Source organism: Streptococcus infantis, assembly GCF_047463635.1.
Lineage (GTDB): Bacteria > Bacillota > Bacilli > Lactobacillales > Streptococcaceae > Streptococcus > Streptococcus infantis_W.
The window spans coordinates 32,198-53,032 of the sequence record NZ_JASHDL010000014.1; the positions used below are offsets into that span (position 1 = coordinate 32,198).

The following is a 20,835-nucleotide window of genomic DNA, read 5'->3' on the forward strand; positions in this document are numbered from 1 at the left end:
AGGTCTAAAGAAAGCTCGTAAAGCATCACAATTTAGTAAACGTTAAAACTTATTTACATTTATTGAAAGCATTTCGTATCAAAAATACGGGATGCTTTTTCTGTTTACCCCAAATTTTTGTAACTAGGTGATACTTGAAATTGATACAAATTTGGTTGTTTTTTATAAATCTAAGCAACAATAAGTGATCAAGTGAAAAGGGAGGAATTTGAAAGAAAATGTATCTTTGATAGTATTCATTTATTGTGAAATATGATATAATTTATTAATTAGATGGATGAATATTTCTAAAGTTAAATAAGATATGGTAGATGCATATTTTTTAGTGTATTTTGTTTATATTCAAAGTATGAAATGAATATCTAATATTTAAGATTAATAAATATTATACGATGAGATAGAATGCTACAAAATGAAAGGCGATGTAATCTGATGAAGAAAGATAGATTAATTGCATTGACAGATGCGGTTCTAGCAATTATTATGACCATTTTGATTTTAGAGTTAGAAAAACCAACGACACCAAGTCTTCAAGCTTTTTGGGATTTACGGCAAAATTTCTTTGCTTATTTTCTTTCCTTTTTCTGGTTGGGATCGTTATGGATGACACTAAATACATTGTGGGAAAAGGTTGAGAAAATTTCTCAACAAATTGTTTGGTGGAATTTATTTCTTTTATTTTTTGTTTCATTTATGCCCTATGCTACTGGAATAGTTAGTAGTCATTTCATGAATCATACGGCACAGCTCTTTTATGGACTGATCGTTATTGTTTCAACGGTAGCAAACTGGTTTTTACATAAAGTAATTGATAAACCCAATATAGATCAGAAAGAATTACTTGAAGCTACCGCACAATATAGAAAGTTATTGATACCTGACCTAATAATTAAAGGAGTGGGATTGATTCTATCCTTAATTGTCTATCCTCCGATTATGATGTATAGTGTTTTAATTGCGGCATTTTACATCATAACTTTAAAAACACTATCTGAAAAAAGAGTGAATAACTAAAAAATGGTGACCAAAGTTAGGTGTATTATTTTAATGATTACAGACCTAAACTATTCCCCTATTTAGAATCTATTAATTCATATTTTATAAATTAAATAGTAGATATCGTTCTTAAAATCCTTGACATTTCGCTGTTTTTAGTCCAACTGAAACCCGTACTTTCCAAACCAGATCTTAAGAAAGCTCGTAAAGCTAGGCAGTTCTCTAAACGTTAAGAACTAGCTACAATACAGCATTTACAACACTTCGTGGTTCACACCATGGGGTGTTTTTGATGATTTTAAGCAAAATTCATACCATTTAATTGAAAGTTATTTAAATTAGATGAAAATATGTTTTTTAAAAAAGTGGGAAAACATTGATTTTAAGCGAATTTTGAATCATATTTGAATGGGAGTTTTTAAAATCATGTTTCGGTTGTAAAAGTGCCAAACTGGATTCTCCAGAGGAGGATAATATCACCTGCCAGGAGATTGTCTTCTAATAATTCCATATTTCGTTTTGGGACAGGTTTGGGGCCTAGTAGCCAATCCTCTATATCACAATTTGGAGAGATGTAAGGTTTGACTTGATGGTCTTTGTAAATCTTCTCTGGACTAGTATTCATAAAGTTTCTCTTTCTAATGTATCTCTATTAGCCTAACAAATTTCTAAAAAAATTAAAAATTTTAAAGTCTGTCAAGTTTTTTTCTTGACACCTCTTAGAAATCTGCTATAATAGAACATGTGCTAAATAGCTCAGCTATTTCACCGAACTAAAAAATAAAAGAAAAGAGATATTAAAAATGGCAGTTAAAATCCGTTTGACTCGTATGGGTTCTAAGAAAAAACCTTTCTACCGTATTAACGTTGCAGATTCACGTTCACCACGTGATGGACGTTTCATCGAAACAGTTGGAACATACAACCCACTTGTTGCTGAAAACCAAGTAACTTTGAAAGAAGACCGTATTTTGGCATGGTTGGCTGATGGAGCTCAACCTTCAGATACAGTACGTAACATCCTTTCAAAAGAAGGTGTATTGAAGAAATTCCACGATTCTAAATTCTCTAAATAAGTTTAAAGTAGGTTGACAGATGGATACGATTGAAAATCTCATTATTGCAATTGTGAAACCTTTGATTTCACAACCAGATGCCTTAACTATCAAAATTCAAGACACTCCAGAGTTTATGGAATACCATTTGAATCTTGACCAGAGTGATGTAGGTCGTGTGATTGGTCGTAAGGGTCGCACTATCTCTGCGATAAGAACGATTGTCTACTCTGTCCCAACTGAAGACAAAAAAGTAAGAATCGTTATTGACGAAAAATAAGAAAAGCGGGACGGATGTCTCGCTTTTTTTGCAAGGAGCAGGATATGAAGGATTTAACGTTTAGACAATTACAAGACTACTTACTCGAACATTACCAGCAGTCTCGGACTGAGGAAGGTCTTTTTATCAAGCTAGTGGAGGAAGTCGGAGAAGTAGCCGAGGTTTTGAATGGACGCTCTGGTCGAAAAGAAGGGGTTCAGGATTCTAACGAGGAACTTGCCAAAGAACTGGTTGATATCATTCACTACACCGTCGCAATTGCAGCCATCAACGACATTGATCTAACCAAGACCATTTTTGAAAAAGACAAAAAGGCAGCTATCAAATATCAACATGAACGAGATTTGGAAGGATATTTAGAAGCCGAAGGTCAGAACTAGCTTTTTCCTCCAACTTGTGAAAATACCTAGAACGTGATAAAATAAAGGGAGAAACATACACAGGAGATCAAATGAACTATTTTAACGTTGGAAAAATCGTCAATACGCAAGGTTTGCAAGGTGAGATGAGAGTCTTATCTGTGACGGATTTTTCGGAAGAACGCTTTAAAAAAGGTGCAGAGCTGGCCTTGTTTGATGAGAAGGATCAATTTGTTAGAACAGTGATTATCGCAAGTCACCGTAAGCATAAAAACTTTGATATCATCAAATTTAAGGATATGTATCACATCAATGATATCGAAAAATACAAGTGCTACAGTTTGAAGGTTGCAGAAGAAAACCTTAATGACCTAGATGAGGGTGAATTTTACTATCACGAAATTATCGGCTTAGAGGTTTACGAGGGTGATAACTTGATTGGAACCATTAAGGAAATTCTTCAACCAGGGGCCAATGATGTTTGGGTAGTTAAGCGCAAGGGGAAACGTGACCTGCTTTTACCATACATCCCACCGGTCGTGCTCAATGTTGATATTCCTAATAAGCGCGTGGATGTAGAACTCTTAGAAGGGTTAGACGATGAAGATTGATATTTTAACCCTCTTTCCAGAGATGTTCTCTCCACTAGAACATTCTATCGTTGGAAAGGCCCGTGAAAAGGGGCTTTTAGATATCCAGTATCATAATTTTCGTGAATATGCTGAAAAGGCTCGTCATGTCGATGACGAACCCTACGGTGGTGGTCAAGGCATGCTCCTGCGAGCGCAACCAATCTTTGATACCTTTGATGCTATTCAAAAGAAAAATCCGCGCGTGATCCTTTTGGATCCTGCTGGTAAGCAGTTTGACCAGGCTTATGCTGAAGATTTAGCACAAGAAGAGGAACTCATCTTTATCTGTGGTCACTACGAGGGCTATGATGAACGCATTAAGACCTTGGTAACAGATGAGATTTCCCTAGGTGATTATGTGCTGACTGGTGGAGAACTTGCAGCAATGACCATGATTGATGCGACAGTACGTTTGATACCAGAAGTGATTGGGAAGGAAACCAGTCATCAAGATGATAGCTTTTCATCAGGCCTTCTTGAATATCCTCAGTACACACGTCCTTACGATTATCGTGGTATGGTGGTTCCAGAAGTGCTTATGAGTGGGCATCATGAGAAGATTCGCCAATGGCGTCTCTATGAAAGTCTCAAAAAAACTTATGAGCGTAGACCAGATTTGTTGGAACATTACGAATTAACAGCAGAAGAAGCAAAAATGTTAGCGAACATTAAAGAAAATACAAATTAAAAGGAGAAGCCTATGCAAGTCATTAAACGTGATGGACAAGTTGCCGACTTTGATCCAGATAAAATCTATCAAGCCATTCTCAAAGCTGCTCAAACGGTTTATGTTTTGACAGATGATTTACGTCAAAATCTAGCTCAGGTAACTAAGAAAGTTGTCTTGGATCTAGAAGAGGCAAAAGTGGAGCGTGCGACAATCAGCATGATTCAATCAATGGTTGAGCATCGCTTGCTTGGCGCAGGCTATATTACCATCGCTGAACACTATATCTCTTACCGTTTGCAACGTGATTTAGAGAGAAGTGGTTACGGAGAACATATTGCTGTTCACCTTCATTTTGAACAAATTCGTTAATAGAAAAGAGTGAGATGAAGCAAACTCATCTCACTCTTTCTTAAATCGATTTTTTTGGGCTGTTTGGACAGTCGAGGGAACAAAACTCACTTTCTGAATATCTGGGATTCGAATAATGCGGGTCACATTTTTTGCAAAATTTTTAACGATGATTTGCTGACGATCTGTATCATATTTGATGATATCCCCTGTAAAACTTGTATCTGAAAAAATAATGTGGACAGCAGTTTTTTTCAGGACTGCCTCTTTAATGGTAGCTGTCAGGGAGTCAGTTTTGGAGTGGTCAGGTTCAGCTCGTCCATTGAGAAAATTTTGCACTTTTTGTTGAACGTGTTTAAATAAATCTTTCATCGGAGCCTCCCTTCTTTTTACCATTATTATATACAATTTTAAAAAAATCTACAAGATTTTACGAATAATCAAGTGAAGACAATTAAAAGGAGAATACAATGGCAGAATTTACATTTGAAATCGAGGAACACTTACTTACGCTCTCAGAGAATGAAAAAGGTTGGACCAAAGAAATCAATCGTGTCAGCTTTAACGGAGCACCAGCAAAGTTTGACATTCGTGCTTGGAGTCCAGACCACACTAAGATGGGGAAAGGAATCACCCTCTCAAACGAGGAGTTTCAAGTGATGGTCGATGCCTTTAAGAATCAATAAGCAATCATGTAAGAATAATCCAAAAGAAGCTGGGAAAAACCCGGCCTCTTTTTATTTGCTTGAAAAATAGGATTGAGTACGGAGACGTTGAAGGAGTGGTCGACCGATAAAACTGATGGCAATAATTTTTGCAAGATCAGGAATGATAAAGGGAATGACACCGACAGCTAGTGCTTTATCAAAAGGCATACCAGCAAGGAAGTGGAGGCTGAGAATACCACCAACAAAGACAAGGGAATCTCCCAAGAGATTTGCAAGAAAGATACGAATATAACCACTCTTCTTATGGATAAGGTAGGACGTAAGTCCAGCATAGACAAGGTCAAACCAAAGATAGCCAGCGCTTGGACCTACCAAAACATGAAAACCAGCTCCCCCACTGGCAAAGACAGGAATACCGATAGCACCCAGCAAGAGATAGAGACCAACAGAAAGAACGGCTTCCCTTGGTCTAAAAACAGTAGCAATGAGTCCGATAGCAAAGTTTTGTAGAGTAAACGGAACAGGTCCAATTGGGACACTGATTTGGGCTAATACTGCAATCAGAGCAGCTCCAATAGCAGGAATAGCGTAAATATGTGCTTTTTTCATAATAGTTAACCTCTTTTTTAATTTATAGTAACTATTATACTGGAAGGGGGATGATTGTCAACCTGTTTTAAAAATAAAGGTTACAAATCTGTAATGGCCGATTTAAACCAAAAAGAGACCAAGGGGTCTCTTTGAGGGATTAACGCATAGTCACAAACTCTTCTGAACCAGTTGGATGGATAGCAACGGTAGCATCAAAGTCAGCTTTTGTAGCTCCCATTTTGATAGCAACTGCAAAACCTTGAATCATTTCGTCAACTCCGTAGCCGATACCATGAAGACCAACAACCTTTTCGTCTGCACCAGCTGTAACGAGCTTGAAGCGAGCTTCTTGACGGTGGCTGGTAACTGCTGAATACATAGAAGCAAATTTTGAAGTATAGACTTTGATGTTTTCTTGTCCATACTCTTTAATGGCTTCTTCTTCAGTTAGCCCAACAGTTCCAATAGCAGGGTGTGAAAAGACAACAGTTGGAATAGTAGTGTAGTCCATTTTGGCATTGGTTTTTCCATTGAAAAGTCTTTCAGAGAGTGTACGTCCAGCCTTGATAGCAACAGGAGTCAGTTCCTTTTCACCGGTGACATCACCAAGGGCGTAGATACCATCAACGACTGTGTTTTGGTATTCGTCAACTTGGATGAAACCACGTTCATTGAGAGTAACGCCTGCCTTTTCTAGCTGGAGTCCTTCAACGTTTGGATGGCGACCAGTTGCCCAGATAACTTGACTGGCAGTATGAGTACTACCATCTTCGAAATGAATGGTAATGCCTTGTTCAGTTTCTTCAAGTTTAGCAGGAACCTTATGGGTGTGGAGGTTTAATCCAGTATTTTCCATTTCTTGAACCAAGCTCTCAACAATATAGCTATCAAATCCACGAAGTGGACGTTCACGACGGACAAATAAATCAGTCTGTACACCAAGAGTATGGAGCACGCCAGCTAATTCGACAGCAATGTAACCTGCCCCAAGAATGGCTACAGATTCAGGCAACTCTTCCCAAGCAAAGACATCATCAGAACTACCACCTAGTTCTGCACCAGGAATGGCAGGGATTTGAGGATGTGCACCAGTCGCAATCACGATGTGCTTAGCTCGGATCAACTCTCCATTGACACTAACAGTATGAGCATCAACGAACTCGGCGCGTCCTTCAATCAAATCAACTCCGTTACGCTTAAAGCTTCCACCATAAGAAGAGCGAGCACGATCAATATAGGCTTCACGATTTTTACGAAGCCTTGCATAATCAAATTCATTACCAGTACTTGTAAAACCATAGTCTGGTCCATATTTGTGGATGCTCTCTGCGATTTGAGCTCCGTACCACATAATTTTCTTAGGAACGCAGCCAATATTGACACAGGTTCCACCTAATTTCTTTTCCTCAATAACTGCCGCTTTAGCACCATGTTCACCAGCACGATTCATGGTAGCAATACCCCCGCTACCTCCTCCAATGGCGATAATATCGTATTCTCTCATAGAAAGCTCCTTTGTTGTTTTCTAGTCATATTCTATCTTTTTTTGGAGGTCAATGCAAAAATCTGCTACGCTTAAAAATTTTTAAGAAAATGCTTGCAAAAATAAAAAAGAAAGTGTATTATATAACTAATACAACAATAAAAGATTTAGCAAATGTTTTTGGATAATAAGAAATCAATTGTCCATTTTTGGGACTTGTGCTATAATCTTAATATATATTTGTAAAGAAGGAGTTCTTATGAAAAGAAAGAAAATCGCCAAGAAATGGCCTTTATATACCGCTATCGGAGTTGCATCAGCCCTCGTAATTGGTGCAGGAGCTATTCTCTTATTTAGACAACCAAACCAAAGTGCAGCAATTGACGAACCTGCTAAAATTGCTGTAGCTAAAGAAGGAACGGTTGCTTCATCGGTTCTTCTATCGGGTAGTGTAACTGCACAAAAAGAACAATATGTTTATTTTGATGGCAGCAAGGGAGATTTGGATGAGGTTCTAGTTTCAGTTGGTGACAAGGTAAGCGAAGGCCTGGCCTTAGTCAAGTATAGTAGTGCAGATGCTCAAGCAGCCTATGATGCTGCCAGTCGTGCAGTTGCTAAAGCTGACCGTCATATCAATGAATTGAATGAGGCTCGAAATACTGCTGCAGCAACACCTGTGCTCCCTCAAGCAGGGATTGAAGGCGCTACGGACCAAGCCCAAGCGCAATCTTCTACATCAGCTACAGCTTCTATTGATTCACAAATCAGTGATGCCCGTGATGTTCGTGCGGACGCAGCGGCACAACTTGAAAAAGCCCAGGCTCAGTTGGATGCCGCTACAGTTTTGAGTACTGTAGAAGGTACAGTTGTTGAAGTAAACCGCAATGTTTCAAAATCACCAACGGGAAGTAGCCAAGTTTTGGTTCATATCGTAAGCAATGACAATTTGCAGGTCAAGGGAGAGCTTTCTGAGTACAATCTTGCCAATCTTTCTGTCGGCCAAGAAGTTACCTTTACTTCAAAGGTTTACCCAGATAAAACTTGGAATGGTAAGATTAGCTATATTTCAAATTATCCAAAGAACAGTAGCGAAGCAAGTAGTAGCTTAGCTGGTTCAAACTCAGGATCTAAGTACCCATATACGGTCGATGTAACTAGTGAAATTGGCGATTTGAAGCAAGGATTTACTGTTAGTGTTGAAGTCAAGAATAAGAGCAAGGCCTTGATCGTTCCAATTTCGAGTGTAGTGATGGAAGAAGACAAAAACTATGTTTGGATTCTTGATGAAAATCAAAAGGCCAAAAAAGTTGAAGTTGGATTGGGCAATGCGGACGCAGAAAACCAAGAAATCACATCTGGTTTGACAGATGGAGCAAAAGTCATCAGTAATCCGACAGCTTCCTTAGAAGAAGGGAAAGAGGTGAAGACTGATGAAGCAACTAATTAGCCTCAAAAATATCTGCCGTAGCTATCGAAATGGTGACCAAGAACTTCAAGTCCTTAAAAACATTAACCTAGAAGTTCAAGAGGGAGAATTTGTAGCTATCATGGGACCATCCGGTTCAGGTAAGTCAACCCTCATGAATACCATTGGTATGTTAGATACCCCTACAAGTGGTCAGTATTTCCTAGATGGAAAAGAAGTAGCTGGTCTAGGTGAAAAACAATTAGCTAAGGTTCGAAATCAAGAAATCGGATTTGTCTTTCAACAATTCTTTCTCTTGTCCAAAATGAATGCCCTCCAAAATGTGGAACTTCCTCTGATTTATGCAGGAGTTGGTGCTTCAAAGCGTCGCAAATTAGCAGAAGAATATCTGGAAAAGGTTGAGTTGACTGAGCGTAGCCATCACTTACCTTCGGAGTTGTCAGGTGGTCAGAAGCAAAGGGTTGCCATTGCGCGTGCATTGGTCAACAATCCTTCAATCATCTTGGCAGATGAGCCTACTGGAGCTTTGGATACTAAAACTGGAAATCAGATCATGCAACTCTTAGTTGAATTAAATAAAGAAGGAAAAACCATCATTATGGTTACGCATGAACCTGAAATTGCTGCCTACGCCAAAAGACAAATTGTCATTCGTGATGGTATCATTTCGTCTGATAGTGCCCAAGTAGAAAAGGAGGAAAACTAAGATGCAGAATCTGAAATTTGCCTTTTCATCCATTATGGCCCACAAGATGCGTTCCTTCCTCACCATGATTGGAATTATTATCGGTGTTTCCTCTGTTGTAGTTATCATGGCTTTGGGAGATTCCATGTCTCGTCAGGTCAATAAAAATATGACCAAGTCCCAGAAAGACATCCATGTCTTTTTCTCACCTACCAAGAGTAAGGACGGTTCCTTTACCCAGAAGCAGTCTGCTCTAACTCTGTCTGGTAAAGAGGAAGATGTTTTTGTTGAACCACCAAAACCTCAAGAATCCTGGGTTAAGGAAGCTGCTAAGCTCAAGGGAGTGGATAGTTACTATGTGACCAACTCAGCCAATGTAACCTTGACCTATAAGGATAAAAAGGTGGAACACGCTAACATGACTGGTGGAAATGTCACTTATATGGATGCGGTCGAAAATGAAATCATTGCAGGTCGAAGTCTTAGAGCACAAGACTATAAGGATTTTGCAAACGTGATCATTTTAGATGAAGAACTAGCCAATAGCCTTTTTGGTTCAGCGCAAGAAGCTCTCAATCAGCTTGTTGAAGTAAATGAAATCAGTTACCGTGTTATTGGTGTTTATGCAAGTAAAGAAGCTAAGGCTGCAAAAGCCTTTGGAGTCGGAGGACTACCAATCACGACCAATATTTCTCTTGCAGCCAATTTTAACACAGACGAGATTTCAAATATTGTCTTCCGTGTCAATGATACTAGCTTGACACAGACTTTAGGACCAGAGTTAGCAAGAAGAATGACGGAGATTGCTGGTCTCCAACAAGGGGAGTATCAGATAGCAGATGCAACGGAAGCCTTCAACGAAGTGCAACAAATGTTTGGCTTCATAACAACGATTATTAGTGCCATTGCGGGGATTTCCCTCTTTGTCGGTGGTACTGGTGTTATGAACATTATGCTTGTTTCGGTGACAGAGCGTACCCGTGAGATTGGTCTACGTAAAGCACTAGGAGCAACACGAGCTAATATTCTGGTTCAGTTCTTGATTGAATCCATGATTTTGACCTTATTAGGTGGGGTCATCGGTCTTCTGCTTGCTGCAGGAGTGACCATGCTTGCAGGTGTTCTTCTTCAAAACTTGATTGCAGGAATAGAAGTTGGAGTATCCATCCCAATCGCTCTCTTTAGTTTAGCGGTCTCAGCTGGCATCGGTATGATTTTCGGAGTTCTACCAGCCAATAAAGCTTCTAAGCTAGATCCGATTGAAGCTCTTCGCTATGAATAAGATAATCAAGATGAAAAACAAGATGGACATCAGTCTGTCTTGTTTTTGTATGGATTTCCTTATCGAAAATCATCAAAATATGATATAATGAAGTGTTAGAAAAACAGGTTTCATTTGCCTGGAAAGGAAAAATTATGTCTGAAAAGAATTTTTATATTACAACACCGATTTACTATCCATCTGGTAAACTTCATATCGGTTCTGCCTACACAACCATTGCTTGTGATGTTCTAGCTCGCTACAAACGCCTGATGGGCTACGATGTCTTTTATCTGACTGGTCTTGATGAGCATGGTCAAAAGATTCAACAAAAAGCAGAAGAAGCAGGCATCACACCTCAAGCTTATGTTGATGGTATGGCAGTTGGAGTTAAAGAACTCTGGCAATTACTGGATATCTCATATGATAAATTTATCCGTACCACAGATGACTACCATGAAAAAGTAGTGGCTCAAGTCTTTGAACGCTTGCTTGCTCAAGATGACATCTACTTAGGTGAATACTCAGGTTGGTATTCAGTCTCAGATGAGGAATTCTTTACAGAAAGCCAGCTTGCGGAAGTTTTCCGTGACGAAGCTGGAAATGTAACTGGTGGTATTGCTCCATCAGGTCACGAAGTGGAGTGGGTCTCAGAAGAGTCTTACTTCCTTCGCCTCAGCAAATACCAAGACCGTTTGGTCGAATTTTTCAAATCACATCCTGAATTCATCACTCCTGATGGTCGTCTCAATGAAATGTTGCGTAACTTCATCGAGCCAGGTTTGGAAGATTTGGCAGTTTCTCGTACAACCTTTACATGGGGTGTCCCAGTCCCATCAAATCCAAAACACGTAGTCTATGTTTGGATCGATGCCCTTCTCAACTATGCGACAGCCCTTGGATATGGTCAAGATGAGCATGGCAACTTTGACAAGTTCTGGAATGGAACTGTCTTCCACATGGTCGGAAAAGATATCCTTCGTTTCCACTCCATCTACTGGCCAATCCTTCTCATGATGTTGGATGTTAAATTACCTGACCGCTTGATTGCCCATGGTTGGTTTGTCATGAAAGACGGCAAGATGTCCAAGTCTAAAGGGAATGTCGTTTACCCTGAAATGTTGGTAGAACGCTATGGTCTAGATCCGCTTCGCTACTACCTCATGCGTAGCCTTCCTGTTGGTTCAGATGGCACCTTCACTCCAGAAGACTATGTAGGTCGTATCAACTATGAATTGGCAAATGACCTCGGAAACCTCCTCAACCGTACTGTTTCAATGATTAACAAGTACTTTGATGGTCAAATCCCTGCCTATGTAGAAGGAGTGACTGAATTTGACCATGCTCTAGCTGATGTTGCAGCACAATCAATCGCTGACTACCATACACATATGGAAGCAGTTGACTACCCCCGTGCACTTGAAGCCGTCTGGACCCTGATCTCACGTACTAACAAATACATTGATGAAACAGCACCATGGGTCTTGGCTAAGGATGAAGTTCTCCGTGATCAATTAGCAAGTGTTATGAGCCATTTGGCAGCTAGCCTTCGTGTCGTTGCTCACTTGATTGAGCCGTTTATGATGGAAACCAGTCGTGCAGTTTTGACTCAACTTGGTCTAGCAAAAGTTGCTAGCCTTGAAAACCTGAGCTTGGCTGATTTACCTGCAGGTGTGACTGTAGTGGCCAAAGGAACACCAATCTTCCCACGTCTGGATATGGAAGAAGAAATCGCCTATATCAAGGAACAAATGGAAGGTAACAAGCCGGCAGTCGAAAAGGAATGGAATCCAGATGAAGTCGAACTCAAACTCAACAAGGATGAAATCAAATTTGAAGACTTCGATAAGGTTGAAATCCGTGTTGCTGAAGTAAAAGAAGTTTCTAAAGTAGAAGGTTCTGATAAGTTGCTTCAATTCCGCTTGGATGCTGGAGATGGTGAAGATCGTCAAATCCTCTCAGGAATTGCTAAGTACTATCCAAACGAACAAGAATTGGTCGGCAAGAAAGTCCAAATCGTTGCCAATCTTAAACCACGCAAGATGATGAAAAAATATGTCAGCCAAGGGATGATTCTCTCAGCTGAACATGATGGGAAATTAACCCTTCTCACAGTTGATCCAGCTGTACCAAATGGAAGTGTGATTGGCTAAGATTAAAAGGACCAGCTTGAGCTGGTTCTTTTCTTTTGTATGACGATAGTTGATAAAAGAGGCATTCTGCATTATAATGAAAAAAAACGGAGGAAGTTGCCATGAGATACATTACATTTGGTCAAGAGAAAAGAGAACTATCAGAAATTGTCCTCGGTATGATGCGAATCAGTGATAAATCGGTCAAAGAAGTTGAGGAGCTGGTAGAAACAGCCCTATCTGTGGGAATCAACGCCTTTGACTTGGCAGATATCTATGGTCGTGGTCGGTGCGAAGAATTACTGGGTCAAGTGTTAAACAATCGTCCTGACCTGCGAGAAAAGATGTGGATTCAGTCCAAGTGTGGCATTCGCATAGAAGAATTTACCTATTTTGATTTTTCAAAAGATTATATTTTAGAGTCAGTTGATGGGATTCTACAACGATTGCAGGTTGATTATTTAGATAGCTTGCTTCTCCATCGTCCAGATGCTTTGATGGAAGCTGATCAAGTAGCAGAGGCCTTTGATATCCTTCACAAATCAGGTAAGGTTCAAGATTTTGGTGTATCCAACCAAAATCCTATGATGATGGAATTACTGAAGAAAGAGGTCAAACAGCCTCTAATGATCAATCAGTTACAACTAAGTGCAGCTTTCACGCCAGGTTTTGAAGCAGGCTTCCATGTCAATATGGAAGGTGACAAGGCTGTTGTACGTGATGGAAGCATCTTTGAATACTGCAAACTAAACGATATAGTCATTCAGGCTTGGTCAGTCTTGCAGTTTGGCTATTTTAAGGGCAATTTTGTTGGTAATGAGCAGTTTCAAGCTTTGAATCAAGTTTTAAACCGTCTTGCGCAAAAATATGGTGTAAGCCCATCAGCTATTGCTATCGCTTGGGTGTTACGCTATCCAGCTAAGATGCAAGCGGTGGTAGGGACAACTAACCCTAAACATTTGCTAGAAGCCAGTCAAGCAAGTAACCTGACTCTAACTCGAAAAGAATGGTATGAGATTTACCTAGCAGCAGGGAATGATTTGCCTTAGGAAAAAATGCATTTTAAGAAATCACAGTCAAAAAGCCGTTGGAAAACGGTTTTTTGTTATAATTAAATTAAGATTTATAGATAACAAAGGAGAAAAACATGACATTTGAAGAAATTCTGAAAAGCGTCTAGGAATGGCTTCAAATAGGAGTTTATAGGCTTTATTTTTGTGGACTTTTTGAAAAAACATAGTCACAAATGACCTTTAATATTCTCCCAAAGTCCACAAAAAGGGGAGTAAAAAAAGACCTAAAATAGGTCAATAATTTACGAGTTCAGCAGGCAAGAACTAGCGTAGTCACCAGCTACGCTTTTTTAGTTGTTTTTGCTTATCTGATAGGTTTATTATACCCAAAAAGGGAGTGTGTGACCTCTCGGTCTAACTCTCCCTTTTTGGGTAGACTATGCAAGCCTCAAGCTGTGAAAATATTATAACATGTTTATCACGCGCATTGGTTATTTATCTATCGAAAAGATAAGATACCTAAAATCGCGTGGTTGCTAATTTTGTTGCCTTTTACAATACTGTTTTACGCGAATATCAAGTGGAAATATACTGTGTCTTTATGTTATAACTCTCCTTTTTCTATCTTCTCTCTGATAATGCCAGCTAAAATATTATAAACAGGGTGTCCTGCTGGAATAACAGGGGGATTTTTAGCAAATTCTTCTTGTGTTAAGGTGGTTTCTTTGTCTAATATTGTACCGTCTGCTAGTTTAGTACCTTTAGGGACAATATGGGTTATTGTTGGATTCCATTTTTCTTTAACTTTTGCCATGTTAAATACTCCTTTATGGTAAAAACAGAACCGTCCCACCTCCTACTGCAGAATGAACTGTTTCAAGGGGAGATGGAAAAGCCCTGTTTATAAGTCAATTATATCATAGTTAATTATTAAGCATGGATTTTTTTATCAGCAATAGCGTCTGTTAGGGTCTGTGAGAAGTTTAACCCTAGGTCACGCCCTAATGTATCCGCCCAACGTGGAATGGTTAGGGTTTTTTTAACAGGTTCTTGACTGCCTAGATATTCTGCAACGTCAACCATAACCATAGAGATAAAAGATTTACTAGGATCATAGACTAGATCTATGTCCTCATCATCCTGGAAAGGGTTGTTAGAAGCCAAAGATAAAGCGTTAATAGGAGTAGGGGTAGGAATTTCTCGCCCATTCTCGATATAATCAGCTAGGTTAATACCGAGCCAATCGCTGGCCATTGCCATAGCGTCTGCCATATCCTCCCCTTGAGTTGCTGAATGTTCAAAATCTGGGAAAGTTACAAAGTAAGGGGCGTTAGCTCCGTCTGTATCGTCATAATAAAATAAAGCTGGATAAGTGACAAGCATAGTTTACCTCCAAAATCAAAGACAAGCAGGGGGACTGCCTTTATTACAGTCCTGCTTGCTTTCTTATCCCTCTTTCAGTGTACTTATTCAGTTCACCATGAGGGACTGTGATAGGTCTTTCCCCTTCCTTCTCCATTTTAACATGGGAGCCTTTACCGCCTTTGGTTTTTATCCAACCATGAGCCGTAAGGAGTTTGACCATCTCTTTTTGTGTCATAGGCATAGCGCTTTTACCTCCTGACAGTATTATTATAACACGTACTACACGTATTGTAAAGGGATAATACTTGTTATCTCTCAAATAGCAAAAGCCCCCAGATTCGTTTCTAAGGGCTTGTAGTTTATCCATGGTGTTTTAGTCGTCCAGTCCAAAACAAAGTGAAATAGGGGCAAATATGGGGCTTAGAGCTCCCCATACGCTCCTAATTCTGTGGTAAGGTTAAATCAATCCACATTTATCATACCTGCCAAATGTTCTATAGCTTCCTGCATTACTCGATATATCGAAGATTTAGACTTCCCTATTTCCTCAGCAACCTCCCAAGCGTCGAGATCATTCAAGTAAAAAAGCCTTAGAACAGAACGCTCAAACGGATTGGCCAGCTTATCGATTAGCCCAGATATTGCCATTCTTTCCTCAGTGAGACGCTCAATTCTCTGGAGCGTATCCTCTTTTAGCTTCAGAACACTTATAAGGTTATTTTCTGCTGTATTTACCCTGCTTGTTTGTACTCTTGTAGTGCTCAGTTCTTGCTTTTGGATAATACCACCTTCCAGGACTTCCAATTCCAAATATAAGCCTTTGATCTCCTTGTTTATCCACTTGACGCCCTCTAGTTTTTCTTTTACCTGCTCTGGTGTCATGCCTTGGCCTCCTGTATGGTATAATTTTATTGTGTTAATTATAGCTGAGGCGGAGCGCCTTGGCTTTTTTTGCTATTTCTCTATGTTCTCTCTAGCTTCAAGCTATGTAATCTTCTCTGTTCGTTCTCTGTTCAAGAGCTATTTTCTCGGCGTTCGCTCGGAGTTCAACACCATATTATCCCTTATTTTTAAGGCGTTTTTTTGGCCACTACCTAACCAAAACCTCACCCTTTTTGGAACGTTTACCGCACCCTTTTTTGGAACGCTCGAATCCGTCAAAAGTCTTGATATAGCTGACTTATTTCAAAGTTTTAACCGTCTAATATGTAGTATTTATTTGTTTTGTAAATTGCACCCTACTACAAATTATCTCAGGGATCCCAAACCATTCAGCCAAAAGCTATCCCCTTTTCTGGTGTAGTTAACAAACTTTTGATAATGCTTATAATATTTGGCACGTTTCATATACTTTGGTCTTTCAGGAAAACCATCGAACATATATCCGCCACGTTTGGGACTCCACCCTGGTTCTACCTTTCTAGCTTCCCTAAGCGCAAGCTCCCAATAGTATTGGCAATCTGTCTTATTTCGGTTCAGTGTTGACTTGTGTATTTTCTGGCATGATCCACAACCATATTGAAACAGTCTCTTATAGAGTTTTCTGCATCGATTACCACAAATAGGACAGAGAAAGAAGTAGCGATTACCTCCCTTAGTTCCTGGTATACTTGCTAAATCAAAATGATTACTTCCAAAGGTGATGTACAGACTATCTAGGTCTATTTCCAGTTTTCTACCGTTCAACTCAGCTATACCGTGACTGATATTCTGGTTTTTCATTGGCTTTATAAATGTCTCTATGGTTATTGATTTTATAACTTCCATTCGTTCAAAAATACTCCTATATGGAAAAACCCAAATCTATTGCCTAAATGTCAAAAGGGGATTGCTCCACCTCCTATGTTTTATTGACCTGAATAACCAGCAAGGCCTTTATATTCGCCTTCTACGTCCAACTTTTGGAGTAGGCTAATACTTTCATCGCCCAGCATTTCCAACGTACCAAAAGCGGTCATAGAGTCCATAGGGATAGGCTTATCAGAAAGCAAGCGATCAGCATAGTCTAATAGTTCTAGCTCGTAGTCTGTAACCTTATTGAGCAAACTCTCAAAATCCTCTGACTCTTTGAGTTGAAGCACGCGCTCCCGTTTGTAACATTCTTCAAACGCTGCAGCCTCTCCTGGTTGTTTGTGGTAGTCTTTAAAGCTGTCACAAATACGCTTGAAAGTCTTGTTTAGCTTGTAATCTTCCACATACTCAGCGACAAGCGTGCCTTTATCCTTGTAGGTCAATGAGATTACAGGCTGGCAATATGTCCCAGTCATGTATCCCAGTAGCGCGTGACCTGCTACTTGAGCAGTCGCCTGATCACAAAAATAGTAAGTGAAAGTGAATGTTTTTGCTTTGTCTGAAATTGATTTTAATGTCATGTTGTTTTTCTCCGTTTCTTAGTTTAAGGTAAATTATGTAATATTTTTCGTGTTATGTGACATTCTGTGACCTTCTGTGACAAAGAACGTCACACGCTCAAACCCTTGGGGCTCTATGGGTTAGGCCACTCCTGTGACCCTGTGACGTTCTTTTGTTTTATCGTTCCTATATATATAAATACTGTATTTTTTCTATATATAAGAGTTGGAAAGAATGTCACAACGTCACACCTATTCCCCTAAAGCTAGATATATCAAGGCTTCAAGGGGTGTGACCTTCTTTTTTGAGAACGTCACACAACGTCACACTTTTTTCAAGAAAATCAGTATTATCAAGGATTTCAGCGAAAAAAGAACGTCACACTTATTCTTGCTTAGTGATAGAGTGTTGAGGTGTCCGCATTTTTATCTTGTCAGCGTCCCATGCCTCTAGTTTCTCAAAATCTTCTGAAGGAACTCTTTTCTTTCTTAGAGAATACCGATAGGGCGTCAACTGTTGTAAGTGCCTGATAGTTTCTTTACCTGCTCCGTAAACATTGGGCTTGGGTATTCCCATGTCCTCAGCATAATGCTTCAGTGATCTTGTAACGATAAAAACAGGTACTACGTCCAGCTCATGCCAACCTTTTTCCATGTATTCGTGTTTAACCCATGAAAGCAAGTAGTCGTTATCTTCCTGATATTCTTCTAGAAGGCCTTTAACTGCTTTGGGTTCGATAAAGTGAGTAAATGGCTCTTGATTGATAGCTTTGTATAGGGCATATTCTAGGACTTCCTTATTTGCTAAAAACTCATTTTTTATCCAAGGTTTTTCCTTTTCCCCGTTAAAGTCAGCATTGAAAGGTACGATCATAATTCTACGATACCAGCCTTTTGTCTTGTTCCCACCACTGGGGATATAATTTCCTGAAAAGATATTGAATAGCTTAAAAGTAGCTTCAAAAGCTGGCCGACCTTTTGGATTGACTAGAACAGTGTCCCCGCTAGTGATACTCATTAAATCAGACGGATTTTTTAAGTATTCATTAGGTGCTTCATCCCCAATATTACAAACTTTTCCTACCAAGGTTTCTAAGTTATGTTTTTCAGCAAACTGTGCTGGCTTTAATGCTGATATACTGCTTTCTCCTATCAGATTGATAAGGAAGCGCTGAAATGTCCCTTTACCGTTGTTACCGTCCCCGTAGAAGATAGCAAACTTATTTCGGGTGTGGTTAGGGTTTATAGCTTCAAGGATAATCTGCCAAAACAGTGTTACCAGTTCGCTGTCATTACATGCGATTGAGTTTAGCCAAGCGTCAAAAGTTTTGCCCTCTCGATCTGTTGGGACTCGTTTAGGCGCGTGGTAAGCCGTGCTGATCTTGCTTGTAATTACATACTTAGGACTAAAAGGGAGTAGTTCCTTTGTTTTTAGGTTAATAATTCCATTTTTTACAGGGATAAGGTCAGCACTTTCTAAAGGTTTTTGTATCTTGGTCAATGTCCTAACCATTAACTTAATCTGTGGCCACTCTCTGGGTTTAATTCTCACGTCAAAAGTCTTACACAAAAGATTGAAAAGATCATTACTAGCGGTATAGATACCCTCGTCTAAATCATAGATATAGAGTAGGCTATAATCAGGAACATTGCTCTTGCTGATAAAAGTAAATGTGACAATCTCGCTCAGTATTTTAGCTACTGTGAATGTTTGGGGCATCGCAACCTTTTCGGTAACGTCCCCTGTGGACTCATTTACCTTTGTTTCGGTATGTTCTGCCCGCCATTCTTCACCAGCTTTAAAGATACGATTTTCAAGCTCCTTCATCGTTCTAGGAGGTTGTTCTTGCTCTCTCACCTCCAAGATTTCACTTTTTAGGTTTTCTAATTCTTCTAGTTCTATGGCTTTACCCTCTCTTTCTATATTCTGTCCGTGCTATGCTACTGAATGTACGATCTAGTTCCTCGATTGGTAAAGGTTCAGCAGTCACGCTATTGGCTATCTTTGTAAGCTCGTATGCAGTCTCTAGGTCACAATCAACCCATTTATTAAAGAGTAAACCTACAAAGCGTGTCAGTGCTACGTTACGCCCTCCCTCGTCTCCAAAACCATGAAATAGAGTGTCAATAATTCTCATGGTCATTGATCTCTGGCCACTCGTTCTGGGTGTGAATTTTTCAGTAGTTTCTAGCTTCGCTCTTGGTTCAACTTTGGGGGCTGGATAATCTAGGCCATGCTCGACAATTTTTTGATAACTTGCTGGGTCTCCTGTTGTGATTGGTAGCCCCTGGAGTTGTGACCAGGTTAGACTGGCCATGTCAAAGGGTAGTCCTATCTTGTCAGCAATCTCCTTTACTACCTGCTTATAGGTTACCTCATTCATCACGTTGTCAGGCTTCACCACAAGGCGAAAACGGGGCTTTTCTGGGCTATGTTTGATAGTCGGGTACAAGATGTAGGAGTAGCCAAACAAGGCGCTAGAAACGGCTTCTATGAAGTCCTCAGACGTTCCCTGTATATCGTCATAATCAAGAAAAATCAAATCCCGATAGATTAGACTGGAGTTGTTTCGCTTGTAACTGCCATTCTTTTCTGGTGTCACTTTCCCACTGATATAGTAAGGCGCTTGTGTACGCTTAAATTCTTCAATGTTTGCCCCTTCAGGGACTACCAAAGGCTTAAAGCGTTCAATATACTGGAATGGCTCAATCTTATCAAATGGATAGACAAGATTACCCTGAAAGCCTCTAGCCTCGTAAATTGTCATCTTTCAGCTCCTAGAAATATTAGAATATCATCGATTCTATAAAAGACTTTGCGTGTATCCTCGATAGGAGGAGTGAACCTTTTTAGCCCTGCGCGTTCCCAACGTTTTAAGGTGTTGTAATCTATCTCTAACTCTTCCTTGAGTTGTTTAGGTGTCATTAGTCCTGTTATACGTTGTTTAGGCTTTAAATAGTCTTTTAGAAAGTTTTCTACCAGTTTTAAGATGCCACGTTTTAGACTGTTTTCACTTTCTTTGCTTAAACTGAACATTGTTCATCAGCTCCCTTCAGCAGTTGCTTGTAACTCTCTAAATCGGCATTTAAAAGGACGGTTAGGCGCTTCTGTTCCTCTTGTACCTGGTTATAGAATGCCTTTGCTCCGTCCAGTAACTCCTCTTTGTTAGCTGGGATAAAGTAGCCTCTGAAAGCTCCGTGACGTACCCCGATGATAGGAACACCGTAGCGCGTGATCAGGCGACTGATAATGTCCTGTACGGTTCTTTCTGCTAGCTTAGTGAGTAAGCTGATTTCTGCCCCTGTTATGGAGTTCTCAGCCCCTACCTTAATTAGTCTTAATACTCGCTTGTCATTCATTGTTAGACTCATTCAATTCCTCCCCATACGTCTACCCCTGCAAGCTGGATATATCGCCCATATTCAGGGTTTAAATCCTCGCTAGGTATTTCTATCGTCTGTTTGCTTTCTCGCTCAATTTGAGCGCTTTTTTTGCGGTCTCGGTGGTTTAGATAAAGTA

General features: G+C 39.8%; 27 protein-coding genes. 13 read left to right on the forward strand and 14 right to left on the reverse strand.

What is annotated here, in order from left to right; all coding sequences use genetic code 11:
• Positions 1–432: 432 nt before the first annotated feature.
• Positions 433–1,014, forward strand: a complete 582-nt coding sequence (locus QM867_RS08105; protein WP_414315541.1) for a TMEM175 family protein — start codon at positions 433–435, stop codon at positions 1,012–1,014.
• Between the two features lie 406 nt (positions 1,015–1,420).
• On the opposite strand, the gene QM867_RS08110 is transcribed toward QM867_RS08105, so the two are convergent.
• Positions 1,421–1,621, reverse strand: coding sequence for a hypothetical protein (locus QM867_RS08110; RefSeq protein ID WP_075227226.1), 201 nt, complete (start codon positions 1,619–1,621; stop codon positions 1,421–1,423).
• Positions 1,622–1,799: 178 nt separating this feature from the next.
• Between QM867_RS08110 and rpsP the strand changes: the two genes are divergently transcribed.
• The 6 genes from rpsP (at position 1,800) to QM867_RS08140 (ending at position 4,361) form a co-directional block, all read left to right on the forward strand.
• Entirely contained in the window at positions 1,800–2,072 is a 273-nt protein-coding gene (gene rpsP / locus QM867_RS08115) for a 30S ribosomal protein S16 (protein ID WP_049520696.1), read from the forward strand.
• A gap of 19 nt (positions 2,073–2,091) precedes the next feature.
• Positions 2,092–2,331, forward strand: a complete 240-nt coding sequence (gene kphA / locus QM867_RS08120; RefSeq protein ID WP_075567830.1) for an RNA-binding protein KphA — start codon at positions 2,092–2,094, stop codon at positions 2,329–2,331.
• A 44-nt stretch (positions 2,332–2,375) separates the two neighbouring features.
• Entirely contained in the window at positions 2,376–2,711 is a 336-nt protein-coding gene (locus QM867_RS08125) for a MazG nucleotide pyrophosphohydrolase domain-containing protein (RefSeq protein WP_248035414.1), read from the forward strand.
• Positions 2,712–2,782: 71 nt separating this feature from the next.
• Entirely contained in the window at positions 2,783–3,301 is a 519-nt protein-coding gene (gene rimM, locus QM867_RS08130; RefSeq protein WP_414315533.1) for a ribosome maturation factor RimM, read from the forward strand.
• A complete protein-coding gene (trmD, locus tag QM867_RS08135) occupies positions 3,291–4,010 on the forward strand; it encodes a tRNA (guanosine(37)-N1)-methyltransferase TrmD (protein WP_414315534.1) in 720 nt (239 codons plus the stop codon). The genes rimM and trmD overlap by 11 nt, the downstream gene beginning before the upstream one ends.
• A gap of 12 nt (positions 4,011–4,022) precedes the next feature.
• Positions 4,023–4,361, forward strand: coding sequence for an ATP cone domain-containing protein (locus tag QM867_RS08140; RefSeq protein WP_001196044.1), 339 nt, complete (start codon positions 4,023–4,025; stop codon positions 4,359–4,361).
• A 30-nt stretch (positions 4,362–4,391) separates the two neighbouring features.
• On the opposite strand, the gene QM867_RS08145 is transcribed toward QM867_RS08140, so the two are convergent.
• A complete protein-coding gene (locus tag QM867_RS08145; protein WP_414315535.1) occupies positions 4,392–4,712 on the reverse strand; it encodes a hypothetical protein in 321 nt (106 codons plus the stop codon).
• A 98-nt stretch (positions 4,713–4,810) separates the two neighbouring features.
• On the opposite strand from QM867_RS08145, the gene QM867_RS08150 reads away from it, so the two are divergent.
• Complete coding sequence (locus QM867_RS08150; protein WP_000807425.1) at positions 4,811–5,026, forward strand: YdbC family protein; 216 nt, start codon at positions 4,811–4,813, stop codon at positions 5,024–5,026.
• Between the two features lie 51 nt (positions 5,027–5,077).
• Here QM867_RS08150 and QM867_RS08155 read toward each other — a convergent pair whose 3' ends face one another.
• A complete protein-coding gene (locus QM867_RS08155; protein WP_414315536.1) occupies positions 5,078–5,617 on the reverse strand; it encodes a biotin transporter BioY in 540 nt (179 codons plus the stop codon).
• Between the two features lie 139 nt (positions 5,618–5,756).
• A complete protein-coding gene (gor, locus tag QM867_RS08160) occupies positions 5,757–7,103 on the reverse strand; it encodes a glutathione-disulfide reductase (RefSeq protein ID WP_371607974.1) in 1,347 nt (448 codons plus the stop codon).
• A 238-nt stretch (positions 7,104–7,341) separates the two neighbouring features.
• On the opposite strand from gor, the gene QM867_RS08165 reads away from it, so the two are divergent.
• The 5 genes from QM867_RS08165 to QM867_RS08185 all read left to right on the forward strand — a co-directional run bounded on the left by QM867_RS08165 (position 7,342) and on the right by QM867_RS08185 (position 13,635).
• Complete coding sequence (locus QM867_RS08165; protein ID WP_371607975.1) at positions 7,342–8,529, forward strand: efflux RND transporter periplasmic adaptor subunit; 1,188 nt, start codon at positions 7,342–7,344, stop codon at positions 8,527–8,529.
• Positions 8,513–9,214 carry an ABC transporter ATP-binding protein gene (locus tag QM867_RS08170; RefSeq protein WP_414315537.1) on the forward strand — a complete coding sequence of 234 codons (702 nt, stop codon included), beginning with the start codon at positions 8,513–8,515 and terminating at the stop codon, positions 9,212–9,214. The genes QM867_RS08165 and QM867_RS08170 overlap by 17 nt, the downstream gene beginning before the upstream one ends.
• Position 9,215: 1 nt before the next feature.
• Entirely contained in the window at positions 9,216–10,475 is a 1,260-nt protein-coding gene (locus tag QM867_RS08175; protein ID WP_414294254.1) for an ABC transporter permease, read from the forward strand.
• Positions 10,476–10,609: 134 nt separating this feature from the next.
• Positions 10,610–12,607 carry a methionine--tRNA ligase gene (metG, locus tag QM867_RS08180; protein ID WP_414315538.1) on the forward strand — a complete coding sequence of 666 codons (1,998 nt, stop codon included), beginning with the start codon at positions 10,610–10,612 and terminating at the stop codon, positions 12,605–12,607.
• 101 nt (positions 12,608–12,708) lie between these two features.
• Positions 12,709–13,635: an aldo/keto reductase gene (locus tag QM867_RS08185; protein ID WP_414315539.1), complete on the forward strand. Its 927-nt coding sequence runs from the start codon at positions 12,709–12,711 to the stop codon at positions 13,633–13,635.
• Between the two features lie 568 nt (positions 13,636–14,203).
• Here QM867_RS08185 and QM867_RS08190 read toward each other — a convergent pair.
• The 10 genes from QM867_RS08190 to QM867_RS08235 all read right to left on the reverse strand — a co-directional run bounded on the left by QM867_RS08190 (position 14,204) and on the right by QM867_RS08235 (position 20,687).
• Positions 14,204–14,413, reverse strand: coding sequence for a BOW99_gp33 family protein (locus QM867_RS08190; RefSeq protein ID WP_315638885.1), 210 nt, complete (start codon positions 14,411–14,413; stop codon positions 14,204–14,206).
• A gap of 116 nt (positions 14,414–14,529) precedes the next feature.
• Positions 14,530–14,982 carry a type II toxin-antitoxin system HicB family antitoxin gene (locus tag QM867_RS08195; RefSeq protein ID WP_261050117.1) on the reverse strand — a complete coding sequence of 151 codons (453 nt, stop codon included), beginning with the start codon at positions 14,980–14,982 and terminating at the stop codon, positions 14,530–14,532.
• A gap of 43 nt (positions 14,983–15,025) precedes the next feature.
• On the reverse strand, positions 15,026–15,205 hold the full coding sequence (locus QM867_RS08200) for a type II toxin-antitoxin system HicA family toxin (RefSeq protein ID WP_001132280.1): 180 nt from the start codon (positions 15,203–15,205) through the stop codon (positions 15,026–15,028).
• A 221-nt stretch (positions 15,206–15,426) separates the two neighbouring features.
• Positions 15,427–15,846, reverse strand: a complete 420-nt coding sequence (locus QM867_RS08205) for a DUF1492 domain-containing protein (RefSeq protein ID WP_315638886.1) — start codon at positions 15,844–15,846, stop codon at positions 15,427–15,429.
• A 366-nt stretch (positions 15,847–16,212) separates the two neighbouring features.
• Positions 16,213–16,722, reverse strand: a complete 510-nt coding sequence (locus QM867_RS08210; protein ID WP_315640912.1) for a hypothetical protein — start codon at positions 16,720–16,722, stop codon at positions 16,213–16,215.
• A gap of 89 nt (positions 16,723–16,811) precedes the next feature.
• A complete protein-coding gene (locus QM867_RS08215; RefSeq protein WP_315638887.1) occupies positions 16,812–17,336 on the reverse strand; it encodes a hypothetical protein in 525 nt (174 codons plus the stop codon).
• Between the two features lie 364 nt (positions 17,337–17,700).
• Positions 17,701–19,143 carry a phage/plasmid primase, P4 family gene (locus tag QM867_RS08220; protein ID WP_315638889.1) on the reverse strand — a complete coding sequence of 481 codons (1,443 nt, stop codon included), beginning with the start codon at positions 19,141–19,143 and terminating at the stop codon, positions 17,701–17,703.
• A 79-nt stretch (positions 19,144–19,222) separates the two neighbouring features.
• On the reverse strand, positions 19,223–20,083 hold the full coding sequence (locus QM867_RS08225) for a primase alpha helix C-terminal domain-containing protein (RefSeq protein ID WP_414315540.1): 861 nt from the start codon (positions 20,081–20,083) through the stop codon (positions 19,223–19,225).
• A complete protein-coding gene (locus QM867_RS08230) occupies positions 20,080–20,352 on the reverse strand; it encodes a MerR family transcriptional regulator (RefSeq protein ID WP_315638891.1) in 273 nt (90 codons plus the stop codon). The genes QM867_RS08225 and QM867_RS08230 overlap by 4 nt, the downstream gene beginning before the upstream one ends.
• On the reverse strand, positions 20,340–20,687 hold the full coding sequence (locus tag QM867_RS08235; RefSeq protein ID WP_315638892.1) for a DNA-binding protein: 348 nt from the start codon (positions 20,685–20,687) through the stop codon (positions 20,340–20,342). The genes QM867_RS08230 and QM867_RS08235 overlap by 13 nt, the downstream gene beginning before the upstream one ends.
• Between the last annotated feature and the right edge of the window lie 148 nt (positions 20,688–20,835).

Coding starts and splice junctions, on each gene's coding strand:
- QM867_RS08150 (WP_000807425.1), top strand. CDS start 4,811: ATGGCAGAATTTACATTTGAAATCGAGGAACACTTACTTACGCTCTCA.
- QM867_RS08225 (WP_414315540.1), bottom strand. CDS start 20,083: ATGACAATTTACGAGGCTAGAGGCTTTCAGGGTAATCTTGTCTATCCA.
- QM867_RS08170 (WP_414315537.1), top strand. CDS start 8,513: ATGAAGCAACTAATTAGCCTCAAAAATATCTGCCGTAGCTATCGAAAT.
- QM867_RS08145 (WP_414315535.1), bottom strand. CDS start 4,712: ATGAAAGATTTATTTAAACACGTTCAACAAAAAGTGCAAAATTTTCTC.
- QM867_RS08110 (WP_075227226.1), bottom strand. CDS start 1,621: ATGAATACTAGTCCAGAGAAGATTTACAAAGACCATCAAGTCAAACCT.
- metG (WP_414315538.1), top strand. CDS start 10,610: ATGTCTGAAAAGAATTTTTATATTACAACACCGATTTACTATCCATCT.
- QM867_RS08220 (WP_315638889.1), bottom strand. CDS start 19,143: ATGAAGGAGCTTGAAAATCGTATCTTTAAAGCTGGTGAAGAATGGCGG.
- kphA (WP_075567830.1), top strand. CDS start 2,092: ATGGATACGATTGAAAATCTCATTATTGCAATTGTGAAACCTTTGATT.
- QM867_RS08200 (WP_001132280.1), bottom strand. CDS start 15,205: ATGCCTATGACACAAAAAGAGATGGTCAAACTCCTTACGGCTCATGGT.
- QM867_RS08155 (WP_414315536.1), bottom strand. CDS start 5,617: ATGAAAAAAGCACATATTTACGCTATTCCTGCTATTGGAGCTGCTCTG.
- rimM (WP_414315533.1), top strand. CDS start 2,783: ATGAACTATTTTAACGTTGGAAAAATCGTCAATACGCAAGGTTTGCAA.
- rpsP (WP_049520696.1), top strand. CDS start 1,800: ATGGCAGTTAAAATCCGTTTGACTCGTATGGGTTCTAAGAAAAAACCT.
- trmD (WP_414315534.1), top strand. CDS start 3,291: ATGAAGATTGATATTTTAACCCTCTTTCCAGAGATGTTCTCTCCACTA.
- QM867_RS08235 (WP_315638892.1), bottom strand. CDS start 20,687: ATGAGTCTAACAATGAATGACAAGCGAGTATTAAGACTAATTAAGGTA.
- QM867_RS08185 (WP_414315539.1), top strand. CDS start 12,709: ATGAGATACATTACATTTGGTCAAGAGAAAAGAGAACTATCAGAAATT.
- QM867_RS08125 (WP_248035414.1), top strand. CDS start 2,376: ATGAAGGATTTAACGTTTAGACAATTACAAGACTACTTACTCGAACAT.
- QM867_RS08190 (WP_315638885.1), bottom strand. CDS start 14,413: ATGGCAAAAGTTAAAGAAAAATGGAATCCAACAATAACCCATATTGTC.
- QM867_RS08205 (WP_315638886.1), bottom strand. CDS start 15,846: ATGACACCAGAGCAGGTAAAAGAAAAACTAGAGGGCGTCAAGTGGATA.
- QM867_RS08195 (WP_261050117.1), bottom strand. CDS start 14,982: ATGCTTGTCACTTATCCAGCTTTATTTTATTATGACGATACAGACGGA.
- QM867_RS08175 (WP_414294254.1), top strand. CDS start 9,216: ATGCAGAATCTGAAATTTGCCTTTTCATCCATTATGGCCCACAAGATG.
- QM867_RS08165 (WP_371607975.1), top strand. CDS start 7,342: ATGAAAAGAAAGAAAATCGCCAAGAAATGGCCTTTATATACCGCTATC.
- QM867_RS08105 (WP_414315541.1), top strand. CDS start 433: ATGAAGAAAGATAGATTAATTGCATTGACAGATGCGGTTCTAGCAATT.
- QM867_RS08230 (WP_315638891.1), bottom strand. CDS start 20,352: ATGTTCAGTTTAAGCAAAGAAAGTGAAAACAGTCTAAAACGTGGCATC.
- QM867_RS08140 (WP_001196044.1), top strand. CDS start 4,023: ATGCAAGTCATTAAACGTGATGGACAAGTTGCCGACTTTGATCCAGAT.
- gor (WP_371607974.1), bottom strand. CDS start 7,103: ATGAGAGAATACGATATTATCGCCATTGGAGGAGGTAGCGGGGGTATT.
- QM867_RS08215 (WP_315638887.1), bottom strand. CDS start 17,336: ATGACATTAAAATCAATTTCAGACAAAGCAAAAACATTCACTTTCACT.